At 69.6% G+C, this 11,759-nt stretch carries 11 protein-coding genes; 3 read left to right on the forward strand and 8 right to left on the reverse strand.

Features of this window, described 5'->3' with window-relative positions:
* Nucleotides 1-79 precede the first annotated feature (79 nt).
* The 5 genes from AOK01_RS12895 to AOK01_RS12915 form a co-directional block, all read right to left on the reverse strand.
* Nucleotides 80-928 (reverse strand): class II fructose-bisphosphate aldolase, encoded by an 849-nt coding sequence (locus tag AOK01_RS12895; protein WP_055511123.1) that lies wholly within the window; start codon nucleotides 926-928, stop codon nucleotides 80-82.
* Nucleotides 929-1,054: 126 nt separating this feature from the next.
* On the reverse strand, nucleotides 1,055-1,984 hold the full coding sequence (locus AOK01_RS12900; RefSeq protein ID WP_055511124.1) for a DMT family transporter: 930 nt from the start codon (nucleotides 1,982-1,984) through the stop codon (nucleotides 1,055-1,057).
* Nucleotides 1,971-2,981 (reverse strand): N-acetylglucosamine kinase, encoded by a 1,011-nt coding sequence (locus tag AOK01_RS12905; protein ID WP_055511125.1) that lies wholly within the window; start codon nucleotides 2,979-2,981, stop codon nucleotides 1,971-1,973. The genes AOK01_RS12900 and AOK01_RS12905 overlap by 14 nt, the downstream gene beginning before the upstream one ends.
* 34 nt (nucleotides 2,982-3,015) lie before the next feature.
* Entirely contained in the window at nucleotides 3,016-4,188 is a 1,173-nt protein-coding gene (locus tag AOK01_RS12910; protein ID WP_055511126.1) for an SIS domain-containing protein, read from the reverse strand.
* A complete protein-coding gene (locus AOK01_RS12915) occupies nucleotides 4,185-5,477 on the reverse strand; it encodes a D-tagatose-bisphosphate aldolase, class II, non-catalytic subunit (RefSeq protein ID WP_055511127.1) in 1,293 nt (430 codons plus the stop codon). Before AOK01_RS12915 ends, AOK01_RS12910 begins: the two co-directional genes overlap by 4 nt.
* A 149-nt stretch (nucleotides 5,478-5,626) precedes the next feature.
* Here AOK01_RS12915 and AOK01_RS12920 point away from each other — a divergent pair, with 149 nt between their 5' ends.
* From AOK01_RS12920 to AOK01_RS12930, 3 genes are all read left to right on the forward strand, one after another.
* Nucleotides 5,627-6,418, forward strand: a complete 792-nt coding sequence (locus AOK01_RS12920; protein WP_055511128.1) for a GntR family transcriptional regulator — start codon at nucleotides 5,627-5,629, stop codon at nucleotides 6,416-6,418.
* 90 nt (nucleotides 6,419-6,508) lie between these two features.
* A complete protein-coding gene (locus AOK01_RS12925) occupies nucleotides 6,509-7,042 on the forward strand; it encodes a ferritin-like domain-containing protein (protein WP_055511129.1) in 534 nt (177 codons plus the stop codon).
* Nucleotides 7,043-7,294: 252 nt separating this feature from the next.
* Entirely contained in the window at nucleotides 7,295-8,224 is a 930-nt protein-coding gene (locus AOK01_RS12930; protein WP_055511130.1) for a putative sugar O-methyltransferase, read from the forward strand.
* Between the two features lie 14 nt (nucleotides 8,225-8,238).
* Here AOK01_RS12930 and AOK01_RS12935 read toward each other — a convergent pair whose 3' ends face one another.
* The 3 genes from AOK01_RS12935 to AOK01_RS12945 all read right to left on the reverse strand — a co-directional run bounded on the left by AOK01_RS12935 (nucleotide 8,239) and on the right by AOK01_RS12945 (nucleotide 11,275).
* On the reverse strand, nucleotides 8,239-8,937 hold the full coding sequence (locus AOK01_RS12935; RefSeq protein ID WP_055511131.1) for a permease prefix domain 1-containing protein: 699 nt from the start codon (nucleotides 8,935-8,937) through the stop codon (nucleotides 8,239-8,241).
* Nucleotides 8,934-9,275 (reverse strand): PadR family transcriptional regulator, encoded by a 342-nt coding sequence (locus tag AOK01_RS12940; RefSeq protein WP_079103379.1) that lies wholly within the window; start codon nucleotides 9,273-9,275, stop codon nucleotides 8,934-8,936. The genes AOK01_RS12935 and AOK01_RS12940 overlap by 4 nt, the downstream gene beginning before the upstream one ends.
* Before the next feature lie 218 nt (nucleotides 9,276-9,493).
* Nucleotides 9,494-11,275 (reverse strand): NAD(P)/FAD-dependent oxidoreductase, encoded by a 1,782-nt coding sequence (locus AOK01_RS12945; protein ID WP_198427895.1) that lies wholly within the window; start codon nucleotides 11,273-11,275, stop codon nucleotides 9,494-9,496.
* Between the last annotated feature and the right edge of the window lie 484 nt (nucleotides 11,276-11,759).

Below are 11,759 nucleotides of genomic sequence, written 5' to 3' on the forward strand. Positions count from 1 at the left end.
TGCGGCCGGCACCTCCTCGTCGGGGACGCCGCCACCCTCGGTGTCCCCGGTCCGCGGTCCCCGGTCCGCGGCCTCCCGGTCAGACCGCCAGCACCGTGAGGAAGTCGTGCACGGTGGCTGCCACGGCGTCGCGGGCCGGACCCAGGTACTTGCGAGGATCCGTCAGCGTGGGCTCCTTCTCCAGGACGTCGCGTACGGCGCGGGTCAACGCGACGTTGAGCGCTGTTCCGACGTTGATCTTCACCATGCCGGCCCGGACCGCGGCACGGAGTTCGTCGTCGGGAACGCCGGACGAGCCGTGCAGCACCAGCGGGACCGGAACCGCTTCCCGGAGCCGTTCGATCAGCGCGTGGTCCAGCGACGCCGACCGCTCGGTCATGGCGTGGCTGCTGCCCACGGCGACCGCGAGGGCGTCCACACCGGTACGCGCCACGTAGTCGGCGGCCTCCGCAGGGTCCGTGCGCACCCCGGCGGCGTGCGCGCTCGCGGGGGAGCCGGGCTTGCCGCCCACATAGCCCAGTTCGGCCTCCAGCCAGAGCCCCGCCTCGTGCGCCCACCGTGCCGCCGAGGCGGTGGCGGCGACATTCTCCGCGTAGGGCAGTGCCCCGGCGTCGAACATCACCGAGGAGAAACCGGCGTCGGCCGCCTGGTGCAGCAACTCCACGTCGGTGACGTGGTCGAGGTGCAGAGCGATGTCGACCGTGCCCGACCGGGCCACCGCGGCCGCCGCCAGGGCGAGCGGCCCGAGCCGTCCTCCGTGATACCGCACGGCGTTCTCGCTGATCTGCAGGATCGCCGGCCGGCCGGCGGCCTCGGCGCCCGCCACCGTACCCTCGGCGTGCTCCAGGGTGATGACGTTGAAGGCGGTGACGCAACCGTGCTCGGTGGCGGCCCGGGCGACCAGCTCTCCGGTGGGAACCAAGGGCATGTGCGTACTCCTCGTACGGGGGACGTTCGTTCGGCCTGCGGTGTTCGTGTGCCGTGGCTTCGATCCGGCCGCCGTTCCGGTTCCGGTGGGGCGGCCGGATCGAAGTCGTCGGGGAGCGGGCCCGGCCTACGGGCTCGCCATCGGTGTGGACGGCTCCCGGTCTCCGGGTATCTCCTCACGCTTCTCGTCGGCGTACACCATCAGCGTCGACCCGGCGAGAGCGAGCACGATGCCTATCGCCCCCCATATCGTCGGCAGCGTCTGATAGACCATCAGTGACAGCACGATCGTCAGGACGGGCGCCAGGGCGTTGGTGATCGGCGCGACGACGCTGGCCTTGCCGCGGCTGAGCGCCATGACGAGGAACAGCGCGCCCACGGCGTTCAGCACCTGGGTGCCGGCGGTCAGTGCCGGAGCCTGCCACGGGGCGTCGGGAAAACCGCCCATCATTAGGACGGCGACCGGGACGAGCAGCAGACCGCTGATGGTCATCCAGCTGAACGTCGTCGCGTCGTTGACGCCCGCGAGGGCGGCCTTCCGCATGAAGAACGCCTGTGCTCCCCACGCCACGCAGATGAGGATGGCGAGCAGCAGCCAGGACCCGGTGCTGACCGAGCCGCCGGCCCCCGCGGGGATACTGATCAGCACGATGGCGATCAGCGCGGCGATCACTCCGGTGACGGCGAGCCTTCCGATCCGCTCCCGGAGCAGGGCCACGGCCATCAGGACGGTGATCACCGGGGAGAGCGAGACCACCGGGAAGATCAGGTAGGCCGGACCGTCGGAGAGCGCCTGGAACAGCAGGAGTTGACCGCCCGCTCCGGTGAGCCCCGCCGCGAGCCCGTAGGCCGCGGCGATCGGCCGGCGATCGAACCGCTCCCGGCGCAGTGCGAACGTGGCCGGGACGAGCATGGTGAGGGCCCAGATGACGTAGATCATCTCGTCCGGATAGCCGTACCGCTCGGTCGGCTGGCTGGAGAACGCCCCCCAGACTCCCCAGAACAGCACCAGCAGACCCGCGTAGAGGATCCAGGATCGTTTGTCACGCAGTGTCATGGCGGTTCTCCGTGGTGGTGATCTCCGAGGTGGAGCGCAGGGCGGTCAGGGCCGCGGGGCCGAGGGGGGAGCCGGCCAGCTTCGCCGCGTAGAGCGCGGCGCCAACCACCGGTTCGAACTGCGGCTGTCGTAGCTCGTACGTGGTCGCGCTGCTCCGCAGCGCGGTGGTGAAGGCGTCAAGCACGGCGGCCGAACGGAAGACGCCGCCGGAGTAGGAGACGAGGACGGACTCGTCGGGGGAGAAGTCCAGTCGGCGTCGCGCGCTGTCCACCAGCAGCGCCAGTTCCCTGCCGGCCTCGGTCAGGATGACGGCGGCCTCCGTGTCGCCCAGCCCGGCCGCCTCGCCGACCAGAGGACTCAGCGCGGCGATCTTGCTGCGGTGTCCCTGCCAGCGGTTGAGCACGACGTCGATCACTTCGAGGTCGGAGGTCAGAGCGAGGTGGCGGCGCAGCACCCCCGCGAGGGGACCCTCGGGGAGCCGGCCGTCGCTCATCCGGGAGAACACGTTCAGCGCCCGGGCGGCGATCCAGTACGCCGACCCCTCGTCGCTGAACAGTTCGCTCCAGCCACCGGTGCGGACGCCACGGCCGTGCCGCTCGCCGTAGGTCATCGAACCGGTGCCACTGATGACGTTGATGCCGTCCACCGCGCCGAGCGAACCGGCCCAGCCGCAGATCATGTCGTTGTCGCTCGCGTAGCGCTGGTGATGCAGCACCCGCCCGGGCGCGGCGTCCAGCGCGGCGACGTCGCCGGGGACCTCCCCGTACCCCGGCAGGCCGAGGAACGCGTGCTCGATGTCCGCGCGCTTGATGCCCGCGGCCTCGGTCACGGCCCCGATCCCCTCCTCCAGGACCCGTACGACGTGGTCGACGCCACCCGTGGCGTTGTCCCCGAAGTAGTAGGCGCCCTCCGCAAGGGCTCGGGCCCGGATGGTGCCCGCGCCGTCGATGAGACAGAAGGCTGTTTTGGTGCCTCCGCCGTCCACACCCAGAAACATCGTTGTTCCTCCGCTCGGCTTTCTCTGCACGCTGTTACGCGACGTCGTGCCGTCGCTCGGGGAGTGGGTGCACCGTCACGCCCCGCACCACGCGGTTCACCTCTCCGGAGGGGAACGGGTTGTCGGGTCGGATGCCCCGGCCAAGGGAGGAACGCAGCGCGATGAGCTGCGCACACAGGACGGCGGTCAGGGCGAGGGCGCTGTCGTCCGCGTCCCCCAGTCCGGGGAGCAGCCAGGTGTCGTTCCCGGGAACCCCGTCCGGTGACGAGGTGACGGCCACGACGCTGCCCGACGGGAGCCCCGCGCGCAGTTCGGCGAGGACGTCGAGGTCGTAGCGGCGGGTGTAGGGGTCGTTCGACACGTAGACGACGACGGCCGTACGGTCGTTCAGCACCGACTTGGGGCCGTGGCGGAAGCCGAGTGAGGACTCCGAGGAAGCGACGACCGTGCCCCCGGTCAGCTCCAGCAGCTTCAGAGCGGACTCGTGGGCCAGCCCCTTCAGCGCGCTGCTGCTGCCGAGGTAGACCAGTCGCTCCGGCTCACGGGCCAGCAGCGCGTCGATGCCCCGGTCCAGGCCGCCCGTCGTGATGTGCTCGGCCGCCGCGGCCGGAGCCTCGATGCCCTCGGTGGTGAGCGCGCCGAAGGCGAGCAAGGACGCCAGCAGCATGCTGGTGAAGCTCGACGTCATGGCGAAGCCCTGATCGTTCGCCGCGGCCGGCATGAGCAGGACGTGGGACGCGACGTCGGCGCCGTGCGCCCTGGCCAGCTGCCCGGCGCTGTTGCAGGTGATGACGAGGTGGTGCACGCGCGTCAGGACCTGCTCGGCAAGCCGGGTCGCCGCGACGCTCTCAGGACTGTCCCCGGACCGCGCGAAGGACACGAGAAGGGTGGGGACGTCGTCGGGGAAGGACGCGTGGGGATCGGCGACGATGTCGGTGGTGGACACGGCGTCCACGCGGCGGCCGGTGGCCCGGGCGATCGCCGCCCGGACGACCTCTCCGGCGAAGGCCGAGGTACCGGCCCCGGTCAGGACGATCCGCAGGTCCTTCTCGGCGAGCAGCGGTCCGAGGAAGGCGTCCAGCGAGTCCCGCCCGTCGGCGACGATCGTGCCGACCTCCCGCCATACGCCGGGCTGTTGGGCGATCTCCGCGACCGTGTGGTTGGCCCCGCTGCCCTGCGGCACGGTGTCCTGGGTGGTGGTCTTCACGCGTACTCCTTGTCGTGGGTGAGGCAGGCACGGTCGTAGTCGCGCAGGACGTCGCGGACCCGGTCGACGACCAGGTCCCGCGGTGTCGCGGCGAGTTCGCCGGTCCGGACTCGCCGGTACTGGTCGGGCAGGTGGGCGCTCAGCAGAGGAAGGGGTATGTCCAGGGCCGAGAGGTTGGTGAACAGACGCTCCTGCGCGGCGGCGATCTCGGGGTCGGGCCAGTAGTAGCGCATGCGGTCGCTGTAGCTGTAGTGCCTGGCCAGCCGCTGCTCGTCGGCGTCACCCTCGTAGTACCCCTGCCACCAGGAGGGTTGGTCGCGCATCCGGCGGTCGACCACCTCGGTCAGCCCGGACCGCGCCGCGGGCGCGACGAGTTGCTCCTCGACGGCGGTCAGCGCGAACAGCGCCTCGCGCAGGGCGAACGTGAGTCCGGGGCCGACCTTGAGCACGGCCCAGTGGTCCTCCACCAGGGCGGTCAGCCCGTCGACCGTCTGGTAGTCCGTCGAGTGGGCTTCGAAGACCATGCCGGGCTCGGCGGCCAGGACCGTACGCAGTTCGGCCGTCCGCTCGCGCCGGTAGTCGAACACCTGAAGGTGGTCGAACTCCACACCCGGCTGTACGACCAGGGCCATGACGCGGGGCCACGCCCCGGCCACACCGTGCGTCCCGAAAGCGTCCCGGTTGTGCTCCAGCGTCAGGCGCGCTGCCCGGGGGCTGGTGGCCGCCATGCTCTCCAGCGTCTCGTGCGCCCCGCCGGGCACCGGTACCTCCGTTCCGATGACATAGCGGAGGGCGGCGGCCGAGTCGCCCGCGGTCGCCTCGGCCACGCGCACCAGGCGGGCGGTGCGCTCGGCGACCAGGTCGTCGGTCAGCGGAGCGGGGTCGCCGGCGCAGGGGAAGCTGCAGTCGAGGTGGATCTTCGTGAAGCCCGCCCGGACGTACGCCGCGATGAGGGTGTCCGCCTCGGCCATGGCCTCTTCCGGGGGCAGCGCGCGCCATCGGTTGGGACCCAGGTGGTCTCCGCCGAGGACGACCCGGTCCAGCGGCAGTCCGTGCTCGGCGGCGATGCCGTGCACCAGCTCGCGGAAGTCCTCGGGCCGCATACCGGTGTAACCGCCGTACTGGTCCACCTGGTTGGACGTCGCCTCGACCAGGAGGGTGCCTCCCGACGCGAGCGCCTGGCGTACGGCTGCCTCGATGACCAGCGGGTGCGCCGAGCAGACGGAGGCGATGCCGTGCGACTCACCCGCCTTCTGGCGGCGTACCACTTCGTCCAAGGGGTTCCACATGATCCGCTCCAAGGTTCACCGAAGGGCGTGAGCCGTAGCTGGCGGCACGCCCCGGAGACATCACTGGAACGCTACTGGTCTTGACGTTGGCCGTCAATGGTCTCTTTCTGGTATTGCACTGGTCCGCTCTGGACTGGTATACATCTGGTATGCCTTCCTTGGATCACGCTCTCCCTCAGGGGCTACTGGGCGGAGACGCCCTGCCGCTGTACACCCAGATCGCCGGACGCCTCCTGGCCGACATCTCCGCGGACGGCGCGCGGCCCGGGGACCGCCTGCCGTCGGAGCGGGCGCTGGCGACCCGGTACGGGGTCTCGCGCGTCACCCTGCGCTCCGCGCTGAACGAACTGGCGGAGCGTGACGTCATCGAGTCCTCGCCGGCCCGCGGATGGTTCCTGGCCCAGGGCTACGGGCACGCGACCCCGGCCGCCCCGCCCTCACCGGCTCCGGCCGGGGAGCAGTCGGTCCAGGGCTTCGCCGACTACGCCGAGCGGCACGGCCTGCGGCTCCGGGACTCGGTCCTGGAGTCCAGGGTCCGGGCCGCCACGGTCCAGGAGTCCGAACTGCTGCGCGTCGGCCCGGGGGCGGCGCTCTTCGAGATGCGCCGACTCCGCTTCCTGGACGACATCGTCGTCGTCCTGGAGCACAACCGCCTGCCCCTGAGCCTGTGTCCGGAACTGGCGGACACCGACTTCACCGAGGCCACGCTCTTCGCCACCCTCCGCAGTGCCGACCCGCCGCAACTGCCCAAGGTCGCCGACTACTCGGTGGAGGCCCGGCATCCGGGCGAGGAGGAGCGGAGGCTGCTGGAGATCACCGACGCGACTCCCGTGCTCGTCGCCACCCAACTCGCGTTCAACCAGAACGCGCAGCCCCTCGAACTCACCGCGGCCGTGTACCGCGGAGACCGGTACCACTTCCGGGCGTCGATCACTGGGTGAGTCGCCGCGTCCGGCGGGGCATCCACCGATTCATCGCTATTCAAGGCCTAATAGTGATAAATCGTCAGGGAAGCTGGAGAGGAAGCCTCGGTGGAGAACAAGTTCGAGATCGACATCAAGGGTATCCGGGACGACGCGCGCGCCCATATGGAGAAGGGACCCGTGACCGGGACCTACGGGGCCGATCGGGAGCGCCTGATCGAGGTCCTCAACGAGGTCGTGGCGACCGAGGTGGTGTGCTACCTGCGGTATACGCAGCATGCGATCGCGGCAAGCGGAATCGACCGCGCGCAGGTGGCGGCCGAGTTCGCCGAGCACGCGAAGGAGGAGTTGCAGCACGGGCTGCGCGCCGCGGAGCGGATCAGTCAGCTCGGCGGGCAGCCCGACTTCGACCCGACGACGCTCAAGCAGCGGTCGCACACGGAGTACGTGACCACCGAGGACACGGACCTGAAGCGCATGCTGCAGGAGAACCTGGTGGCCGAGCGCATCGTCATCACCACCTACCAGGAGATCGTCCGGTGGATCGGTGAGAGCGACCCGACCAGTCGCCGCCTGATCGAGTCGATCCTGGAGGAGGAAGAGGAGCACGCCGACGACCTCACCGATCTCCTGGGCGTATGAGCCATCGTGAGACGCCCTGGACGCCCTGGACGCCCTGAACGCCCTGAACGCCCTGAACAACCTGGACATGCGTGACCCGAGGGTTCGGGCGGAGGCTCCCGAACCCGTCGGTCAGTCCGCGGGGCGCCGCAGGAACAGCTACGCGGAGAGAAATTCCCGTACCGGTGCGGAAGTCCTTGTTCAATCTTGCCGTCAATGATTCCGGGATCGTATTCTTCAGCGGGTCGGATGTCGCTTCGGGGGAGGTAATCGGTGAGCGTGAAACCGCAGGTGAACGAGCTCTGGAAATACATCGGTGAAAACGAGGTCAATGCGGAGCTGATCGGCGACCTGGCCGAATTCAAGCGAAGCGAGCTGATTTACCGGCTGACCTACTTCGATGTCCGGACGAACGGTGTCCGTTACCTGAAGACGCTCATCCGCAATCTGGCCGGCCAGTTGGATCCGGCGAGCTGGGAGCGGCTGCGCCGCACCACCGGGCGCGAGTTCGGGCGACCGTACTCCATCACGTACGACGGAGAGCCCGTGTGCCTGGACTACCTGCGGGCCGTGAGCGACCTGGAGTTCATTGAGAAGAACGTGGACCTCGACGGTGGGTGCGTTCTGGAGATCGGTGCGGGATACGGCCGTACGTGTCACACATTGATGTCGAACAAGGACATCGTCTCGTACGTGATCATCGATCTCCCGACCACCATGGCGCTCTCCCAGCAGTACCTGCGGGCGGTTCTGTCCGAGGAGCAGTTCGGCAGGATAAAGTTCGTTCCCATAGACGAGATCGAAGAATCTCTGGGGAGTGCCGAGTTCGATCTCTGCATCAACGTCGATTCGCTCGCGGAAATGAGCATCGAGACCTTCAGGTACTACCTCGCGCTGATCGCCGGGCGGTGTAGTTATTTCTACACGAACAATCAGGTCGGCAAATACGCTGACAAGAGCCTCGACGGTCACGCCCGCGGTGAGGATGCCGTCGCCCGCGCCCTGGACGCGGGGCCGTTGGTCGACGTGATCGATATCGACGACAACCGCGCGGTGCGCGAGCAGGCGCGCAAGTTCGTCGCGGTCTACTGCCCCGCCGCCGACTGGCGCTGCGTCGCCGACGACTGGGCCCCTCCCTTCACCTGGTACTGGCAGGCCCTGTTCCAGGCACCGACCACAGGACCGGCCGCCACCGACCGGTGATGCGGCGAAGGGGGTCAGCCTCCTTGCCGGTTGACGGGCGGGTCCATGAGAGGCAGGCGGGCGCAGCGTCGGCAGGACCGTGCCGAGGCCGCCACCAGGCCGTGTGACGCGGCGGCGAGTACGCCGGCGAACGCGAGCAGTATCCAGTTCGTGCCCAGCGCCGACGCGACGGCGAGCGCGAGCGTGGCGACGGCCATCGCCACGCTGCCGGTGGTGCCCGCCCAGGCGACGGTGAGGGGCAGCCGGTCCGGCGTCGGCAGCCATCGGGCGAGGGTACCGGTGGCCGCCAGCGTCGCCGCGGCGAGCAGCGCGGCGACGGTCGCGACACCGGCCAGGTGAACGGCCAGCAACTGGGCCGTGCGCGACAGTTGCCCGTCCCGGCTGTAGTCGGCGTTCAGCACCAGATACCAGCAGGCGATCACGAACGGGAGCGTGCACGCGACGGCCCGTGCGGTGTGCCGGGCCTGAGCGATCGTCAGCTCCCGCTGCCAACTCACCACGAGCTCGTCGGTGGTCCCGAACTCCCGCATCGCCTGGCGGGCGGCACGCTGGTATGTCAGCCCTTCGCGAGTGCGTTCCGAGACCGCGTCCGCGAGGCCCTCGCGCGCCTCCGCCACCATGCGCGCCTTGGCCCGCGCCGGGCCGTGCAGGGCAGCGGCCAGCGTGGCGACATAGTCCTCGACGGGATCGCTCTGCGGGCCGATGGCACTCACGTGGCGACTCCAGGCGGCTGGACAGGATTCAGGACGGAGCCGATCGCCGTGGTGAACTCCTGCCACGCCGTCCGCTCGCGTGCGAGAGTACGCTGTCCGGCGTCGGTGAGTTCGTAGCAGCGCTTTCGTCGTTCGCCGACGGACTGCCAGCTGCTGCGCAGCAGCCCGACGCGCTCCAGCCGGTTCAGCGCGGGATAGATCGTGCCCGTACGCAGTTCGAGGGCGCCCCCGCTGCGCTGCTGGACAGAGGTGATGATCGCGTATCCGTGCAGCGGTCCCTGTTCGAGAGCGGCCAGTAGTAGTCCGTCCAGATGGCCCCGCACCGCATCCTGTCTCATGAGTCGGCAGCCTACACAAACGGTCTCCGCGCGCCAGTGTGGAAGGGCGGCCGTTCCCGGGGAGAGTGTGTTCAACCGTTGCAGAACGGCACTTGAACTCCGGCCGCCGGCCGTCGGCCGCCGGCCGTCGGCCGCCGGCCGTCGGCCACCGGCCACCGGCCCCGGCGGCCCAGGACCCGGTGCCCGGGACTTCCGGGCGCCGGGTCCTGGGCCGGCAGTCAGGCCGTGGCGGCGTCGGCGGTGGTCACCTGGAGGAAGCCGCCCACGCACATGCGCTTGACGAGGCGGGTCTGGGCCGGGGTGAGGCGGCCGGCGATCTCCCCGTACTTGAGAGGGCCGCTCTTCAGCAGCTCCCACAGTTCGTCCACGCCGTCCCTGCGGACATCGGCGTCGATGGTCGTGCCGTGGGGGTCGTCCTCGGAGTAGATCCTCTTGCACGGCATCGTGGCACGCAGCGGTGACGGCGCCGAGGAGCTGTTGGTGAGGGGGTTGCGCCAGTACTCCGTCATGCCCTCCAGGACGAAGGGCGGGAGCTGGACGTTGGCGGGCGGGTTGGTGGCCTTGAAGCCCGGCACGAGCAGCGTGACGCTGTCCCGGACAGCCGTGCCGGGAGCCAGCGCGATGACGGAGGCGTCAGTGAGGTCCGCCGGCTCCGCCAGCGCGGTGGCGGCCAGGTACGGCCCGGCCGCGTCCAGGTCCTCGACCTTGCGGCTGCCGTGCGTCATGACCTCCAGCAGAGCGGGCTGGAACGCGGTGTTGAGCAGGGCGTCGAAGGTCTGCTCGCGGATGCCGAGGTCGGCGCCGGTCCCGCGCGTGCTCCAGTAGATGCTGTCGGGGTTGTTCTTCGCGATGGCGTGGTACCACTGGTCGATCATCAGGGCGAACGTCTCGGCGGTGCCGTGCCACTTGTCGTTGTAGTCCTTCCACAAGTGGCGCTGGTCGGTCTCGCCGATGCTGCCTTCGGCCGTCTTCTGCAGCAGCAGCGCGGCGGCCGAGGCCTGGGTGAGGGCGACGGCGACCCCGGACGAGAAGAGCGGGTCCACGAAGAAGGCGGCGTCGCCCACCAGGAGGTGCCGCTCGTCGTAGTCCGCGAACTCCTCGGCGACCCGCGAGTAGTTGGTGGCGGTGAGCATGCCGTCGGCGACGGGCACGGCGTCGGTGATCAGGTCCTTGAGGTACGGGACCTGGCGCACGGTGGCGAGGAACGTCTCCTGGTCGGTGAAGTCACGTCCGGTTTCCTTGAGGACGGCCGGGTTGGTGACGATGCCGATGGAGTGGGTGAGGACACGCCTGCCGTCGATGACCTTCGGTACGGGGATGTACCAGCACCAGCCGTCGCGGAAGGCGAAGCAGCCGATGGGCGAGAGGTTGTCCGCGGTGAAGATGTTCCAGTCGGCGGCGAGGTTCTGGGTCTGGTCGCAGTTCGTGAAGTGCTGCCAGATGGCGATGTTCTTGAAGTTGGAGAGCCAACTGCGCTTGTTGCGCGCGTTGGAGACGTTGCTCTGGCGTCCGGAGGCGTCGACGAAGTACGCGGAACGCACTTCGGTTCCGTCGCCCAGCCGGACAAGCCCGCCCAGGGCGCCTGGCTCATAGGCGGTGACGGCAACGCCCTGGAAGACCTCGACACCGACATCCGCGGCGTGGTCCAGCAGGATGTGGTCGAACTCGGCCCGGTCGACGTGCATGGTCCAGCGCAGCACGCCGTCCCGCTCGAAGGGCCCCTGGTCGAACAGGGCGACACTGGGCTGCTTCGGGTCCCAGGCGTAGACGCCGCCGAACTTCTTCACCCAGCACGCACTGGCGAGGACCTTGGCCAGCGCACCACTCTCCTGCAGTGCCGGGACGACGGGGTGCGCGAAGGACTCACCGATGTGCTCGCGGGGGAAGACCTCCTTGTCGAAGATCGCTATCCGCAGGTCGGTGCGCTGAGCGAGCAGGGCGCCGAGGGTGGAGCCGGCCGGGCCGCCGCCCATGATCACGACGTCGTAGTATTCCCGCACGTTTTCATACCTTTCATCCGTTTGTGGGTGGTTGTGTGGAGTGTCGTGGGAGTGGGGTAGTGGGCTGGGAAGGCGTGGTTCGGCTCGGACCTTGACGCGGGACGCATGTCCGGTGGTGTCTTGCCGGACCTTCTGCGGACTGTGGACCTTCTGCTGGCCGGCTGCCGTGGCAGCGCTCCGACGGCGATACGGCATGTCGGGCGCGGCGGCTCGCTGTTGTCACCGGCCGTGTGCTCGTCCCGCCCATCGGGTCGGGCACGGACGGGTGATGTGCCGCTGTGCGGTGGTGCGGGTCGGAGTGACCCCTACCGGCACGGCGGGGAAGTGGATGCCTGGTGTGTCGCACCGGGTGGTGCGGGAATCCGGGCGGTGCGTCGGAGCCAGTGGTCGTCCGCGCGTGCGCCGTCGCCGTGTCCGGTCTTCCCGGACAGATCCTCACGAACCATGATGCGACCCCCCGTCGCTCGCCCCTTCCTGAGGCGAC

The organism is Streptomyces aurantiacus (assembly GCF_001418335.1).
Classification (GTDB): Bacteria; Actinomycetota; Actinomycetes; order Streptomycetales; family Streptomycetaceae; genus Streptomyces; species Streptomyces aurantiacus.